The sequence below is a fragment of the Zeaxanthinibacter enoshimensis genome (assembly GCF_004362865.1).
In the GTDB taxonomy this organism is placed as follows: Bacteria; Bacteroidota; Bacteroidia; order Flavobacteriales; family Flavobacteriaceae; genus Zeaxanthinibacter; species Zeaxanthinibacter enoshimensis.
The window spans coordinates 927,041-944,122 of record NZ_SNYI01000001.1 but is presented as its reverse complement, the minus strand read 5'-3'; the positions used below and the strand labels follow the sequence as shown (position 1 = coordinate 944,122).

Genomic DNA, 17,082 nt, shown 5'->3' with positions numbered 1-17,082 from the left:
TTGTATTGTACTCCTGGAAGTAATGAGGTTATTCGTCTGGGTCGGATACCAGCACGAAACCCTCTTTTCTGATTTCATTATATTTATCCCGGAATCTCTTTAATATCCGCGGTCTATAACAAGTTTTGCATCCTCATGAAAGGTATCATATTCAATATTGCTGAAAAATTTATCGCCACCCGCTTCGGGGAAGAAAAATTGGAGCAGATCCTTTCTGCTTGCGAGCTTGAGACAATTGAACCCTTTGTAGGCCCGGGCACTTACCCGGACAACGATCTGATGGAAATCGTTCATACGGCGGCAGAGAAAGTAGACTTGCCCGTCCCGGAATTTATGAAACAGATGGGTCACTTTACATTTTTTAAGCTCGCGGAACGCTATCCCAACTTTGTAGCCCCTTACTCCAATCCAAAAGATTTCCTGATGACCGTAGATAATGTCATCCATGTAGAAGTCCGGAAACTTTACCGGGACACTCAACTACCGGTTTTCCAGTACAGCGAACCCAGTGAGAACGAACTGGTGATCACCTATTACAGCAAGCGCAAAATGTACGACCTTATGGAAGGCCTGATCAACGGGGTTGCAGAACATTTTGATACCCGGATCGAACAACGACATTCCCGTTACGAGAAGGACGGACACGAGTTTTATGACTATCACCTTATTTTTAGTTAATGAACGAACTGGAGTCCTATAAAAAAAAGCTGTCAGTGGCAGAAGAGAAGGTGAAGATCCTTGAAAAAATGATCGAAGATCGCACCCGCGAACTTTATACATCTAACCAGGACCTGCAACGAAAGAACCAGGACCTGGAACAGTTTTCTTATATCGCATCTCACGACCTGCAGGAACCCCTCAGGACCATCAGCAGTTTTTCAGATCTTTTTCTCCACCGGTATAAAGGGCAACTGGACGAAAATGCGGATAAATACATGAGTATTATTTCCAATTCGGCTCTGCGCATGCGCGCCCTGGTAAAAAACCTGATGGACTATAACCGTATTGGCTTAACACAGGCTCGTACTGAGGTGAATTGCGAAACAGTTGTCAGGGAAGTAGAATCTGACCTGGCTGATATCATTTACAAAACCGGGGCGACGCTGGATATCGGGGAGCTTCCCGTCATCAATGGCTATGAAATGGAGATCAGGCTGCTGTTCCAGAACCTGGTTTCCAATGCCCTGAAATTCCATAAAAGCAGGAAAAAACCTAAAGTAGAGATCAGTGCCACCCGCGAAAGTGTCTGCTGGAAATTTGCCGTAAAGGACAATGGAATCGGGATTGACCCGGTTCACCAGGAAAAAATATTTCTCGTATTCCAGCGGCTGCATAACCGATCTGTCTACGAGGGCACTGGCATAGGCCTGGCCCATTGTAAAAAGATCGTAGACCTGCACCAGGGCGAGATCTGGGTTGAGAGCACCCTGGGCCAGGGCAGCACCTTCTATTTTACAATAATGGACCCTAAGACCTTGTAATTCCAGGGTGGGGAATAGACTACTCCCTGGATAACATTCCTGCTATTCCAATTTCCCCCGGTTTCCTGAATAGTTAAAGGCAAGTTAAAATATGGATTAAAGGTAAAGAGTACATTTCTGGCCTTCTTATATTTAGGACTTCTTGATAATAAAATCCATTCCAACACATGAGAAAATTACCATTGGTGTTTGCCCTGTTCTGCTTTTTGCAGGCAGTGGTCGCACAGGATTACTTTCCTAAAAACGACGGGGTAAAAGAGAAGAACACCAACTACACGGCATTGACCAATGCCACGATCTATGTCACCCCTACCCAGGTGATCAAGCAAGGAACCCTGCTGATCCAGGAGGGTAAAGTAATTGATGCCGGCAGCAATGTCAGTATTCCGGAGAACACGGTTACCGTTGATCTGCAAGGGAAATTTATCTATCCTTCTTTTATCGATCCTTATACAGGCTTCGGGGTAGATCTTCCTAAGCGCGCAGAAAGAAACGGACGTTCCGCACAGTACGAACCATCACGGGAAGGTTTTTACTGGAATGACCACATCATGCCTGAGAACAGTGCTATCGGCAAGTTCGAGTATGATAAAATGAAAGCTAAAGAATACCGGGAAGCCGGGTTTGGCGTGGTGAATACCCACATAGCCGATGGTATTGCCAGGGGTACGGGGGCGGTGATCGCCCTTAATGATAAAGGAGGTGATGCGCAGAGAATACTGGAAGACGAGTCCGGCCAGTTCTTTTCTTTTGAAAGAAGTATCGCCAGTCGCCAGTCTTACCCTTCATCCCTGATGGGTTCGATGGCCCTATTACGACAGATGTACTGGGATTCTGAATGGTATGCCAAAGGAAATGTGGATACCAAGGATCGCTCCCTTGAAGCTCTGCTGGAAAATAAATCCTTGCCGGCATTTTTCGAAGCCGGGGACAAAGGGAATGCACTCCGTGCCGATGCCATCGGTGATCGCTTTAATATTAATTATATCATCGTCGGCGGGGGCAACGAATACGAGTCCATCGACGACATTAAAGAAACCCAGGCGAGATTTATCATGCCGGTGGATTTCCCCGATGCATACGATGTAAGCGACCCTTATGCCGCAAAATATATCGCCCTGGAAGATATGCGTGCCTGGAACCAGGCTCCCGGGAACCTGAAAGCGCTCAGCGATAAGGGGATCCCTTTTGCACTGACTACCCACAAACTCAAAAAGCCTACCGAATTTGGTGAGAAACTCCGGAAAGCTCTCACATACGGTTTGGATAAGACCAAAGCCCTGGAAGCACTTACCACGGTTCCTGCTTCTTACCTCAACATGAGCGGGGAGATCGGTAGTCTGCAGAAAGGACGTTATGCAAATTTCCTGGTCACTTCCGGTGATATTTTTGACAAGAAAACCACCTTGTATGAAAACTGGGTCCAGGGAGAAAAACACGTGATCAACAGCTTAGAGCAAAGAGATCTGAACGGCAAGTATTCGCTTACCGCCGGGACCCAGTCCTTTGACCTTGAGATCAGCGGCGGAGCTGACAAGCCGAAGTCCAAAGTCAGCAAAGGCAGTGAGGAACTGAAGTCGACCATGACCTACAGCGATAACTGGATGACCCTGAAGTTCTCGGATGAAAAATCCGGTAAGACCTGGAGGGCTACTGCATTGGTGCCGGATAAAGGGAGTCAGATCTCGGGCCGTATCGTTATGCCCGATGGCGCAGAAGGCAATTTCACTGCTAAAAGGACCGGGGATGCAGCCTCTAAAGATGAGAATGAAGAAAAAGCAACTTCCAAACCTGAAGTGGTAGCAGTTACTTATCCTAATGTAGGGTATGGTTTCTCTCAAAAGCCCAGGCAGACCGATATGCTGTTCCGCAATGCAACGGTATGGACCAGCGAAGATGCAGGGGTACTCGAGAATACAGATGTACTGGTACGCGACGGTAAGATCGCCAGCATCGGCAAGAACCTGAATGCAGGTCGGGCCACGGTGATCGACGCCACCGGGAAACACCTTACTGCCGGGATAATTGACGAACATTCGCATATTGCAGCCCTTTCCATCAACGAATCCGGTCAGAATTCTTCGGCAGAAGTGAGTATAGAAGACGTAGTGGATCCGGAAGACATTAATATTTATCGAAACCTGGGTGGAGGGGTGACCTCGATCCAGATCCTGCACGGTTCAGCCAACCCAATAGGAGGTCGATCAGCGATCATTAAACTGAAGTGGGGAGAAGACGCCGAGGGTCTGATCTATGATAACAGCCCAAAATTTATCAAGTTTGCCCTTGGTGAGAATGTAAAACAGAGCAATTGGCAGAGTTTCAGTCGTTTCCCTCAGACCCGGATGGGTGTAGAACAAGTATTCGTAAACTACTTTAACCGTGCCAAGGCCTATGATGCCAAAAAGAAGAGTGGCGAGCCTTACCGCTATGATGAGGAGATGGAAGTCCTCGCAGAAATTCTGAACGGGGAACGCTTTATCAGTTCGCATTCTTATGTACAAAGCGAGATCAATATGCTGATGAAAGTCGCAGAGCAGTTTGGTTTCCGTGTAAACACATTTACTCACATCCTGGAAGGCTATAAAGTAGCCGATAAGATGAAAGAACACGGCGTAGGTGCTTCTACTTTCAGCGACTGGTGGGCATACAAGTACGAGGTGAATGATGCCATCCCGTATAACGCAGCCATCATGGCGAATGTAGGCTTAACTGTCGCTATTAACAGTGATGACCGGGAAATGTCTCGTCGCCTGAACCAGGAAGCTGCCAAGACCGTGAAATACGGAGGTATGAGTGAAGAAGAAGCCTGGAAGATGGTGACCATCAATCCTGCCAAATTATTACATATTGATGACCGTGTAGGGAGTATCGCTGAAGGCAAGGATGCCGACCTGGTACTCTGGACAGACCACCCGCTCTCCGTAGCGGCCAAGGCAGAAAAGACCATCATTGAAGGGACCGTCTACTTTGACCTTGAAACCGATAAGAAAAAGCGGGAGGCCATTCAGGCAGAGCGCAGCAAACTGATCGGGATGATGCTCGATGAGAAGAACGGCGGCGGGAAGACTCGTGCCCCTGAAGGCAAAGACCGGATCAACTTTGAATGTGAAACCATTAACTAAGACATGATGAAATTTTATAAATATATAATCGCAACCCTGGCTTTTATGGCTAGTGCCACAGGCATCGCACAACAAACCCCGGCTGCACCACAGGAAGAAGCCATTACGATCAGCGGTGCTACCGCCCACATCGGGAATGGAGAAGTAATAGAGGATGCTGTGATCGTCTTTGAAAACGGGGTGATCACCGCTATGGGGAGCGCAGATACCGCCACGAAAGGAAAAGTGATCAACGCCGATGGCAAACACGTCTATCCCGGGATCATCGCTCCGGCTAAATCCCTGGGACTCATCGAGATCAACGCGGTCCGCGCCAGTAACGACCAGGACGAGATCGGCGAACTGATCCCTCATGTTCGTAGTATAATCGCGTATAATGCCGAGAGTAAAGTAGTAGAATCCATGCGCCCGAACGGGGTACTCATCGGGCAGACCACACCACAAGGGGGAACCATCAGCGGTACCTCTTCCATCGTTCAGTTTGATGCATGGAACTGGGAAGATGCCGTAATTAAAGAAGATGACGGGATCCACCTGCACTGGCCCAATACTTTCCGCCGCGGGCGCTGGTGGGAAGGAGAAGACCGCGGATTTAAACCTAATAAGGATTATGCGGAGGACATTACGGCGATTGAAACATTCATGAAGAATTCCATGGCTTATAAAGCTAAGGACGGGGAACAACCCAACCAGGCTTTTACTGCCATGAAAGGTTTATTTGACGGGTCACAGAAACTCTACGTCTATGCCGATGGAGAGAAAGAGATCATAGACGCCATCACCACTGCTAAAGAGAGTGGTGTAAAAGATGTAGTACTGGTAGGGGGGTATGAATCTCACAAGATCATTCCCTTTCTAAAACAACACAATATTCCTGTCTTAGTCCAGGAAACCCATAATGTTCCTGCCAGGGACGACGATGATTACGACCTGCCATACAAATTGCCAAAATTACTGGCAGATGGAGGTCTGCTGGTGGCGATACAAAATTCAGAAGCTTCTAATTTCCAGACCAGGAACCTGCCTTTTTATGCAGGCCAGGTGGCCGGCCAGGGAATGGACATGGAGACTGCTCTCACCCTGATCACCGGTAACTCGGCCAAGATACTGGGCATAGATGATAAGTACGGAACACTGGAAGAAGGTAAGAGTGCTACCCTCTTTATCAGTGAAGGCAATGCCCTTGATATGCGTACCAACCAACTTACCCATGCTTTTATAGATGGCCGTGAACTGTCTTTGGAAACTCACCAGACAGAGCTCTGGAAAAGGTATTCCGAAAAATACGAACGGCAGTCTAAGTAAAACCTGATAACTGAAGAATCCAAAGCCCCTCCCAAAGGGGCTTTTCTTATTTTAATCAACTGGGAAAACAGAATACATTTTTCCCTATTTTTAAGGTTAAACCACTAAATGTTAACCTTATGTCTGTCCGTCTGTTCCTGATCCTGTCCATACTTCTCTGTCTCCAGCTGCGGGGGCAGGAAAACACCAAAGACTACACTGAAGCCTTTAAACTGATCGAAGTCTGGCTTGATGCCCAAAAAGATTATGAAGCGCTTCCGGGTATTTCGGCTATTGTTGTTAAGGACCAGGAAGTGCTCTGGCAAGGTGGATACGGCATGGCCAACAGGGAAGAAAAAGTGGCTACCACTGCTGAGACCATCTGCAGTATCTGTTCCATCTCCAAACTTTTTACCGCCGTGGCGGTAATGAAACTCTACGAAGAGGGTAAATTACGGATAGATGACGAGGTAAGTGACCTCCTGCCCTGGTATAACCTGCAGCAGCAATTCCCGGACAGCGGACCGGTGACGGTACGCAGCCTCCTGACCCATTCTTCCGGTTTGCCCAGGGAAGCCAATTTCCCTTACTGGACGGGGCCCGACTTTCCCTTTCCAAGCGAGGAGCAGGTACGGGCCGAACTGGGCAAGCAGGAGACCCTTTACCCTGCCAGCACTTATTTCCAGTACAGCAACCTGGGACTTACCCTGCTTGGTGAGATCGTGACCCAGGTCTCGGGGATGCCTTATGAACAGTACATACAAAAGAATATCCTGGATCCCCTGCAGCTAACCGACACTCGCACCGAGTTGCCACAATCGCTTTACGGCAAACAACTTGCTATTGGCTATGGTGCCCTGAAACGCGATGGCAGCAGGGACCGCCTGAAATTATTCCAGGCCAACGGGATCACTGCTGCGGCCGGCTTTTCCTCTAATGTTTCCGACCTAGGTCAATTTGCCTCCTGGCAATTCCGCTTACTGGATACCACTACGACCGAGATCCTGAAACCGGCCACACTCAGGTATATGCAGCAGGTACATTACACAGACCCGGGATGGGACGTAACCTGGGGGCTTGGGTTTGCGGTCAGGAAAGCCGATGACGGCGGCAGCTGGGTGAGCCATGGGGGGAGTTGCCCGGGCTACAGGTCTGTTTTGATGCTGCACCCGGGGAAAGAGTTGGCCTATTCCGTAATGATCAATGCTAATGGCACTAATCCCGGGAAATACGCGATGGGAATGCATAAGATCCTGTCAAAAGTAAAAGAGCACGATAAAGACTCTGAAGACGGACCAGACCTTTCCCCTTATACCGGGTATTATGACACCCAACCCTGGGGCAGCGAGGCCTATATCGGGAGTTTGAACGGGCAGCTGGTAGAGCTCTACCTGCCGGCCGATAATCCCGCCGAAGCTATGACCTTTTACAAGCACATCGAAGGAGATACTTTCAGGCGTGTCAGGGATGACGATGAACTGGGTGAAACGCTGGAGTTTGAAAGGGATGCGAATGGCAGGGTCACCCGTCTTAAAAATCACGATAATTACGCCAGACGCATCCGTGATTAATTACCGTGGTTTTAAAAAAATACCAGCTCAAACAGTAACATTCCATATAGAATTGTAACATTTTTTTCTTAGGCTTATCTCTAAGGGTAGAATAATCCTTGTAAATACCTGCCTAATGAAGAAACTTTTATTGCTGTCCTTGATCTTTACCGCTCTATGTAGCAATCCGCTCAGTGCAAAAAGCTTTAAAACCTATTCCGTGGAGAGGAATGGGCTAAGCTTCCGGATCGACCCCAGGATCGAATTGTTTAACATCATTGCCATGCAATTTGGGCATAACGGGATGAGCCTGCATAACCTGGAGTACAAGCGAGAATGCCTGGATGCCTTTAAGGACTTTCGCAACCATCCTGCACCGGGCATCCTCCGGGAGACCTGGACCAAAGGCTGGGCGGTTGATGACCCTATCTTTTTCCTGTTACACCTGGACGAGGATTTTAAACTACAAGAGGGCTTGCACCCTGACATCATTGCCAGGGGCGGCGGAATTGAGCAATTAGAGAAACTAGCCCGTGCCATGGGCGAATATGCAACGCTTTCGGGTTTCCATCATTTTTTCAACGAAACTAAAGCGTCGTATTTTCAGCAGATCCTGGATAATACCTGCTACCAGTTCGGGGAACTTCCCCTCATCCCGGTAATGGAATCCTATTTTGGAGAGAAAGCCAGCGCTTATACTGTAATACTGAATCTTCTAGGGGGTTACGGGAACTTTGGAACCTCGGTCCCCGGACCTCCGGGAAAGGAATTATACGCTGTTATTGAACCGGGTGGCAGCCTGGGCAGGATTCCGGATTACCATCCTTCACCCCTGCTGATCGATCTCATTCTCCATGAATTTACACATGGCTTTGTCAATGATAAATTAGCCCCACTACAATCGCGCATCGATGAACTGGCCCACCTCTACTCCCCGTTGGAAAAGGTGATGAAAGCCCAGGGTTATCATAACTGGAGCAGCAGTTTTAACGAACACCTGGTCCGTTCACTTACTACCCGGCTGACAACAGATTTGTTTGGCCCGGCAGTATCAGATCATCTGTATCTGCAATTATTACAGGCCAGGAAATTTCAATATGCCGATAGCCTTATCCAGCTATTAAAAGAATATGAAAGCCAGAGAAAAACCTTTCCCAGGTTCAAAGATTACCTGCCCAACCTGGTGGAATCTTTTTCGGAAACAGTTACTCTTGCCAAAAAGGAAAATTTTCCGGAACACCAGGACATTCCCAAACCTTATGAGTTTTCAAGGGATTCAACATCAGTCTTCATCCTGCCCACAGCTGAGGCAGACTCCGGGGAAATGATAAAACTACATGACTGGGTAAAAAATTACAGGAATATGATCTCTCCTGCGAGCAGGATAGTGACAGACCGGGAAGCACTCGGGATGGATTTAACCGGGTTCGACCTGCTGATCTTTGGAACTCTCTCCGGAAATTTATTTCTCAACTCCCTAGACACAGAGTTGCCGGTGAAGATCCGTCCTGAGGGAATTTACACCAATAAATTCATCCCGGGAAATAACCTGCAATTAGTCCTTAGCTGGATTAATCCAACTGACCCGGGCAGGGCTATGATACTCTATACCGGGCAGCGGGTACAAGATATTCGGGATTTTAATTATTCCCCTGTCAAGGACCAGTATCATTACTGGGTAGGAAAAGACCTGCTCACCGTGGATAAAGGAGATTACCAGCTTTATTTTGGAAAATGGATACCCCCAGTTCAATAACGCTGAAGCCGGGAAAAACTTCCGTAGTTTAATTGAGTTTCCTTAAATTGGTTGCTTAATAATCCGGACCATCACACCATATACAATATGAACGCTCTCCTTAAGAACTTCCTGGTATTTTTAATATCAGTTACCGTACTCCAGGCACAACAAAAACCAACTGATTCCATCCCGGAGCCCAAGCGCTTCGTAACGCAGCATCAGGTGACTAACGGGGGGAAGACGGTATCGTATACCGCCACAGCGTCTGAAACTTACCTCAGGAACAAAAAAGGAGAACCGGCAGCCGCCCTCTGGTCTGTGGCCTATACCCGGAATGGATCAGCCGACAGACCGGTGACCTTTGTTTTTAATGGCGGGCCGGGTTCAGCATCAGTCTGGCTACACATGGGAATGTTCGGCCCTAAAAGGGTCAGGGTTCCATCGGATGCCGATAAAGACGACGGGGCTGCTCCCTACCCGGTAGAAACCAATACCAGGGGCATCCTTGACCTTACCGACCTTGTTTTTATCGACCCGGTGGGTACCGGTTATAGCCGGGTTATAGGGAATGGAAAGGTAGAGGATTACTGGGGACTTATGGAAGATGCAAATTCAGTCGCCCAATTTATCCGGACCTGGATCACGGAAAACAATCGCTGGATGTCTCCTAAGTATATCGCCGGGGAAAGTTTTGGCACCACCAGGGCTGCAGCCGTAGCAAATGTACTGGAAGAGGACGGGCAAAGCATGGCCCTGAACGGGCTCATCCTTATCTCCCAGGCATTGGATTATGCAGGATCTACCTCTATACATAACAATATTACCTCTTACCTGACCTACCTGCCCAGTATGGCCGCAACCGCCTGGTACCACAAAAAAGCAGGGCAGGGGAAAACACTGGAGGACTTCCTTGCTGAAGCGCGGCAATTCACCTATGACAGCTATGCCCCTGCTTTGTACAGGGGTAACCTTCTGTCAGCAGGAGAACGGGAACAACTCGCAGAGCGATTGGCTTATTTTACGGGCCTGGAAAAGTCCTATATCCTGCGATCCAATTTACGGGTGCTGGTTCCCAGGTTCCAGAAGAAATTACTTGAAGAAAACGGAAAGGCCGTAGGTCGTTTAGACGGACGTTTTATGGGACCCGAGATAGACCTGGTGGATGATCAGCCCCACCTCGGGGACCCGGCGAGCTATCAGATCGGGGATGCCTACACGGCCGCTTTGAACCATTACCTGGCGACTGATCTGAAAGTGAAAATGGACAGGCCGTACATTACTTCGAACAGTGAACTGGGCAGCAAGTGGCGCTGGAGACCGGTGCCTGACGGCAGGTACTGGGAGCCTATGCCCGTAAATACGGCTACCCTTCTGGCCGAAACCATGCAAAGGAACCAGGATCTTAAAATACTGGTGGCCAACGGGTATTACGATCTTATCTGCCCCTTCTTTGATGCAGAATATACCTTTTCACGGCACGGTATTGATCGGCAGCGGGTAGACATGAAATATTACGAGGCCGGGCACATGATGTACACCCATGAAGAAGATTTTGAGAAACTTGCAGAAGATATCCGGTTATTCCTTACTGATTAAGTAAATCTCCCACTAAGTACAGGCGATCCTTACACCTGCAGATAAAGGTAATCCCTTGGCGGATCAGGCACCTTCATCTCCTTCCCTGTCCATATTTTTGCGCGGAAGAACGGCCCTGTCCGGGTTAAGCTCCCAAGATATTAACAGATAGGGGTATCACGATTTGATTATCTGGCCGTATAGGCTTACTTTTGCACCCCGAATTTAAAAAAACCTTCAGCATTCATTAACTGAAGTTATTGTAAATAAACACCTATGAGAACACTGCTCCTAAGCTTTTTAACTGTAATTCTATTAAGCCTTCCCAAACAGCTTTCTGCCCAGGTAGATGAATCCCAGTACGGGGCCTGGTATATGTATTTCTGGAATACCAGTTTTAATGAAAGTAAATTTGGTCTTCAGGGCGATATCCAGTACAGGAACTGGGATCTTGGCGGCGACCTTGAACAGCTGCTGCTGCGTGGTGGTGTTACATACAAGCCGGAAAACACAGACCTGTTGCTGACTCTTGGATACGGCCACATTACCACAGGAGCCTTTGGAGACAGTGACGATAAGGTAACGGAAAGCCGTATCTACCAGGAGGCACTTATGCCCGGGCAGATCGGCCAGCGGATCTTTTTAAAGCACAGGTTTCGCTATGAACAGCGCTTTGTTGAGAACCAGGATTTCCGCACCCGCTATCGCTATAACTTATTTGTAAATATTCCCTTTAATCAGCCAGACCTTGATGAAGGCGCTGTATACCTTGCACTTTATAACGAGTTGTTCATCAACGGTGAAAGAAGTATCGGTGAAGGCCGTAGTGTAGAGATCTTTGACAGGAACCGCTCCTATGCCGCCCTTGGGTACTCTATTAAAAACAACCTTAAAGTACAGTTCGGCCTTATGCGCCAGATCACAGATAACATAAGTAAGAACCAATGGCAACTAAGCCTGCACCATAACTTCTAGATATCATTCACAGGCCTGGTTTTTATTTAAAAAGGATACATAACACGGGATTAGTCACAAATGCCTGTATAACAAGGGATTAATTCCCTAATTTTAGATTGCCCCCATAAAAAATATCTCATGAAAGATTCTCTCAATCCCTGGCACAGGGTGAACATTGGTAAGAATGCCCCGGACGTTGTAAACGGGATCATAGAAATCCCCAGGGAAACCCGGGCCAAGTACGAACTTGATAAAGAATCCGGTTTGTTGATGATGGACAGGGTTTTATATTCTTCCATGTATTACCCGGCGAACTACGGGTTTATCCCACAAACCTATTGCGACGATAAGGATCCCCTGGACATCGTGGTGCTTTCCCGTATCAATATCGTCCCTATGTGTATTGTTTCTGCCAATGTGATCGGGGTTATGCGTATGCTTGACGAAGGAGAAGCGGATGATAAGATCATTGCGGTAGCCAGTAATGATATGAGCGTGAATCATATCCAGGATATTTCAGAACTGCCGGTGCATTTCTTCCAGGAACTTCAGAATTTCTTCGAGGATTACAAGAAGTTGGAAAACAAAACTGTCCTTGTGGAAGATTTCCAGGATTCAAAAGTGGCCAAGGAAATAGTTCTTCAGAGTATGGAAGATTACAAGAATCTTGTGCAGGAAACAAATTTAATATAGAAATCATGTAACTTTTACGGTATCTTAGATACCAATAGGAAAATAGTTTCCTTCTTTAAAAAAGTTACAATGAAGACATTTAAATGGATTGCCGCCATCTTCTTTCTGGTCGTGGCCCTGCCTGCCCAGGCACAGACAGCTGATGAAATTATCGACACCTATTTTGAGAATATAGGTGGGGAAGAGAAGTTAAAAAGCCTGGAAGGGATGCAAATGACGGCTAAGGTCAACCAACAGGGGATGGAAATTCCGTTGGAGATCGTACAGTTGAAGGACGGCCGGCAGATGACCGTTATCAATTTCCAGGGCAAAGAGATCAAGCAAGGTGTCTTTGACGGGGAAACCCTCTGGGGTCATAACTTCATGACCATGAAAGCCGAAAAGAGCGATGCGGAAAGTACCGAGAACTTCAAGCTTAACAGTAACGATTTCCCGGATGCCTTTATAGATTACGAAGACAAGGGATATACGGTAGAATACCTGGGTAAAGAAAGTATTGACGGTACCGACACCTTCAAGATCAAGCTGGTAAAAGAACCCCTTACCATTGACGGGAAACAGGAAGAGGATGTAACCTTTTATTTCTTCGATACAGAGAACTACGTACCGATCGCCATACAGTCCGAAATCAAAGCCGGGCAGGGGAAAGGTATGATGCAGGAGATCACCATGAGCGATTACCAGGAAGTAGATGGTATTTACTTCCCCTTCTCCATGACCCAGGGCCTCAAAGATGGGCCATCCAGCCCGCTGACTATAGAGACCATCGTGCTGAATCCTGCCGTGGAAGACAGTGCTTTTGAGTTTCCCGAAGAAGTGAGCGAAGAAAAAAACTGATACCAACCCAAAAGACCCTTTCCCAGGGTCTTTTTTATTTACTGACTAACCATGAGATATATTATTCTCGCCCTGATAGCTACAGGGCTGTTTCTCCCGTGCCAGGCACAGGAACAGAGAGACACCATTAATGCCGGTGATCTTTTTGGCGACCTGACTGCAAGACATATAGGTCCCGCACTGATGAGCGGCCGTATCAATGATATGGAAGTACACCCAACGGACAGCAGGATCATTTATGCCGGAGCTGCCGGGGGCGGACTTTGGAAATCCAACGATGCGGGCACAACCTTCACCCCTGTTTTTGATAAGCATGCCCAGTCTATTGGGGCTGTGGCGGTAGATCCGAACGATCCTGACAAAACGCTCTATGTAGGTACAGGGGAAACATGGACCAGGAACAGCGTGACCATAGGAGATGGCTTATATAAAAGTACGGATGGTGGTACTAACTGGAAAAAGATAGGATTTGTAAATTCTGAGCGAATTGCCAACATCATCGTAAACCCGGAAAATTCCAATGAAATATATGTAGGCGTCCTTGGCGCCCTCTGGGGAGACAGCGAAGTCCGTGGCGTATTCAAATCCACCGACGGGGGCGAGAGCTGGAAAAAGATCCTGTATGTTGACCCCGCAACCGGCTGTGCAGACCTGGCCATAGACCCCAGGGATCCCAATACTATTTATGCCTCCATGTGGGAATTCCGGCGTACAGGCTGGTCTTTCTCATCCGGCGGGGGTAATAGTGCCCTGTACAAATCTACCGATGGAGGAGCCAACTGGAAAAAGATCCATAATGGTTTCCCGGAAGGAGATCTCGGTCGCCTGGCGATCGCAGTAGCCCCGTCTAAACCGGATGTTCTATACACAGTCATCGAAGCGGAGAAGGACGAAAGGAAAGGACTGTACAGGAGTGATGATGCCGGGGAAAGCTGGAAACAACTCAACAACGATTTTGGCATCACTGTAAGACCTTTCTATTTCTCCCGCATAGTGGTAGACCCTAAGGATGAAAATGTGGTGGTCAAGGCAGGATTAAGCGGGTCTATTTCCCGTGATGGGGGAAAGACCTTTAAGAACCTTGGAAATATGCACAGTGATATCCACGATATCGTCTTCAGTATCAAGGATTCCGATGTGATGTACGTAGGAACAGACGGAGGTGTCTACCGGAGCTGGAATGGAGGTACAACCATGGAGATCGTGGAGAATATGCCGCTTTCCCAGTTCTACCATATCAGTGTCGATGATGCCAAACCGTATAATGTTTACGGGGGACTTCAGGACAATGGTTCCTGGTATGGTCCTTCTTCCTCCCCCGGAGGTGTGGAAGCCCGGGACTGGAACTCGGTTGGGCCCGGAGATGGATTCAGGGTGTTAAAACATCCCACCAAGAATATTATCTATTCTGAAATGCAGGGTGCGGAAAATGTCTGGCGTTATGATGTGGACAGGAAGCTGATCAAGACCATACAGCCCCAGCCGTCCGAAGGTACTCCTAAACTCCGTTTTAACTGGAATGCTCCCATGGCCGTGAGTAATCACCAGCCCGACCGCTTTTACATGGGCAGCCAGTTCCTGCACAAGTCCGAGGATATGGGGGACAGCTGGGAGATCATTTCCCCAGACCTGACCACTAACGATCCCTCTAAACAGTTGCAGGAAGATTCAGGCGGATTATCTATGGATAATTCCGGTGCCGAAAACCATACCACCATCTTTACCATCGCCGAGTCACCGCTGGACGAGAATGTTCTCTGGGTAGGTACAGATGACGGAAATGTACAGGTCAGTAAAGATGGAGGGAAAAGCTGGTCGAATACCGTGTCAAATATCCCAGGCCTGCCGGCAAATACCTGGTGTTACCATATAGAAGCCAGTGTATTTGATAAAGGCACTGCCTATGCCGTTTTTGACGGGCATACGATGAACGATATGAAACCCTACGCTTACAAGACAACAGATTACGGGCAGAGCTGGAAATCCATCATTACTGAGGAAGTTAATGGGTTCGTCCGCAATATCCAGGAAGATTACGAGAACCCGGACCTGCTATTCCTCGGTACGGAGTTCGGACTGTATATTACCCTTGACGGGGGTCTCAGCTGGGCCAGGTTCACCAATAATATGCCTGCAGTAGCGGTACATTTCATCGATCTCCAGAAGACGACCAATGACCTGGTGATGGGAACCCATGGCAGGGGAGTTATTATTATAGATGATATCTCGCCCCTCAGGGAGATCAATAAAGAAGTCATGGAGAAGAATTTCCATTTTTTCAGTACCCCGCCAACGGTGATGGAAGAAGAAAACACTTTTAGCGGCAGTTTCGGAACTGAAACACAGTTCGTAGGCAGGAACAGTACCAAAGACGCACAGATCAAATACTACCTTAAGAAAAGGCATACTTTTGGCAAGATGGGAATGGAGATACAGGATATGGCCGGGAATACCATTACCGAGTTAGGCCCGGGAAAATCCAAAGGGATCAACATAGTGAACTGGAGCTATACCAGGAATATACCCAAGGTAGCCAAAGGTAAAACCTTGTCCTTTGACGGCTTTACAGCACCGCGAGTGCCTGCAGGAACCTATAAGGCAGTAATTACAAAAGGAAAGGAAACCTATGAACAACCTTTTGAATTAAAATATGACGAAGATTCCAGCCTTACTCCCGGGGAACGCGAGATAAAAAACCGCGTCTCCATGCAACTTTATGACATGGTCCAGGAACTCGCTTATGCTGTTTATAAGCTGGAAACAGTCCAGGAAAAAGCAAGAGCATCCGGGAACAGGAAGCTGGGATCAAAATTACAGCAGATCAAGGAGACCATGGTGATCACCACAGGTGACAATTATGTGGGGGCAGCAGAACCCCAGCTCCGAGAAAAGATGACCGCTCTTTACAATAAGGTAGCCAGCAGTTATGACAAACCGACCAAAGCAGACCTTGAGAATCTGAGACTGATCACCGAGCGGTTTGAAAAAACCAAGGATGACCTGGACAAACTGGTGAAAAAGTCAGAACCCGGGGAACTTAAATCATTTGAGGATTTTTTGGAGACGGAAAATTAATCCTGCTCCTCGATCCGGAATAATTAAGGGCCGGTAAATACCGGCCCTTCTTAAGATATTGTAATGTGGACCTGACCAAGGAAATAGTTCTTGAAAGCAGCAGGGTAAAACTCTCCCCTATGAAGGAGGAACACCTTGATGATTTACTCCCTATTGCCCTGAAATATCCTGACCTGTTACAGTTCTCCCCTTCTCCCTTCGGAACTAAGCCCGCCCTTGAGGAATACATTGCTGTGGCTTTGAAGGAAAGGGATACCGGCAGGCGCTACCCTTTTGTAATCCTGGATAAAGTATCCGGGAAGATTGCAGGCAGCAGCAGTTTTGGAAATATCTCCCTAAAAGATAAACGCCTTGATATCGGGTGGACCTGGCTGGCCAGGGAAGTCCAGGGCACCGGGCTGAACCGTCATTGCAAGTTCCTTATGCTCAGCTATGCCTTTGAGACCCTGGAGATGGAGAAAGTTGAATTCAGGATTGACAGCCGGAACAGTCGCTCGCGCCGGGCAGTTGAAAAGATTGGAGGCGTGCAGGAAGCAGAACTCAGGAGTCATACCGTGATGACGGATGGTTACCGTAGAAATACAGTAATCTATGGTATACTCCGGGAAGAATGGCCGGGCATTAAGAAAAACATTTTCCATTCAGGTAATCTCCAGTGAACCTCGGGTCCTGAGAAATTGATCTGATAATATTCGCGGAACTGTCGTATATTAAGTTGACTAACAGCCAACCAGCCCCTCTGAGATATTTACAGGGATGGATATGAT

12 protein-coding genes are annotated in these 17,082 nt (G+C 47.8%); all 12 read left to right on the top strand.

Going from position 1 to position 17,082, the window contains the following annotated elements; all coding sequences use genetic code 11:
* Window positions 1-135: 135 nt before the first annotated feature.
* The 12 genes from CLV82_RS04085 to CLV82_RS04030 all read left to right on the top strand — a co-directional run bounded on the left by CLV82_RS04085 (window position 136) and on the right by CLV82_RS04030 (window position 16,974).
* Window positions 136-678, top strand: a complete 543-nt coding sequence (locus tag CLV82_RS04085) for a heme NO-binding domain-containing protein (protein ID WP_133643009.1) — start codon at window positions 136-138, stop codon at window positions 676-678.
* A complete protein-coding gene (locus CLV82_RS04080; protein WP_133643008.1) occupies window positions 678-1,481 on the top strand; it encodes a sensor histidine kinase in 804 nt (267 codons plus the stop codon). The genes CLV82_RS04085 and CLV82_RS04080 overlap by 1 nt, the downstream gene beginning before the upstream one ends.
* Window positions 1,482-1,648: 167 nt before the next feature.
* Window positions 1,649-4,606, top strand: coding sequence for an amidohydrolase family protein (locus tag CLV82_RS04075; protein WP_133643007.1), 2,958 nt, complete (start codon window positions 1,649-1,651; stop codon window positions 4,604-4,606).
* Window positions 4,607-4,612: 6 nt separating this feature from the next.
* Window positions 4,613-5,911: an amidohydrolase family protein gene (locus CLV82_RS04070; protein ID WP_133643458.1), complete on the top strand. Its 1,299-nt coding sequence runs from the start codon at window positions 4,613-4,615 to the stop codon at window positions 5,909-5,911.
* Window positions 5,912-6,030: 119 nt separating this feature from the next.
* Window positions 6,031-7,461 (top strand): serine hydrolase, encoded by a 1,431-nt coding sequence (locus tag CLV82_RS04065; protein WP_133643006.1) that lies wholly within the window; start codon window positions 6,031-6,033, stop codon window positions 7,459-7,461.
* Window positions 7,462-7,576: 115 nt separating this feature from the next.
* Entirely contained in the window at window positions 7,577-9,196 is a 1,620-nt protein-coding gene (locus CLV82_RS04060; protein WP_133643005.1) for a DUF4932 domain-containing protein, read from the top strand.
* A gap of 87 nt (window positions 9,197-9,283) precedes the next feature.
* Window positions 9,284-10,774, top strand: coding sequence for a S10 family peptidase (locus tag CLV82_RS04055; RefSeq protein ID WP_133643004.1), 1,491 nt, complete (start codon window positions 9,284-9,286; stop codon window positions 10,772-10,774).
* Between the two features lie 255 nt (window positions 10,775-11,029).
* Window positions 11,030-11,728, top strand: coding sequence for a DUF2490 domain-containing protein (locus CLV82_RS04050; protein ID WP_133643003.1), 699 nt, complete (start codon window positions 11,030-11,032; stop codon window positions 11,726-11,728).
* 120 nt (window positions 11,729-11,848) lie between these two features.
* Window positions 11,849-12,403 carry an inorganic diphosphatase gene (locus CLV82_RS04045; RefSeq protein ID WP_133643002.1) on the top strand — a complete coding sequence of 185 codons (555 nt, stop codon included), beginning with the start codon at window positions 11,849-11,851 and terminating at the stop codon, window positions 12,401-12,403.
* Window positions 12,404-12,472: 69 nt separating this feature from the next.
* Window positions 12,473-13,240 carry an outer membrane lipoprotein-sorting protein gene (locus tag CLV82_RS04040; RefSeq protein ID WP_133643001.1) on the top strand — a complete coding sequence of 256 codons (768 nt, stop codon included), beginning with the start codon at window positions 12,473-12,475 and terminating at the stop codon, window positions 13,238-13,240.
* Between the two features lie 51 nt (window positions 13,241-13,291).
* Complete coding sequence (locus CLV82_RS04035) at window positions 13,292-16,315, top strand: WD40/YVTN/BNR-like repeat-containing protein (protein ID WP_133643000.1); 3,024 nt, start codon at window positions 13,292-13,294, stop codon at window positions 16,313-16,315.
* Between the two features lie 65 nt (window positions 16,316-16,380).
* The gene (locus tag CLV82_RS04030) at window positions 16,381-16,974 is read left to right on the top strand and encodes a GNAT family N-acetyltransferase (RefSeq protein ID WP_243744137.1); all 594 of its coding nucleotides are present in this window, start codon (window positions 16,381-16,383) and stop codon (window positions 16,972-16,974) included.
* Window positions 16,975-17,082: the final 108 nt, after the last annotated feature.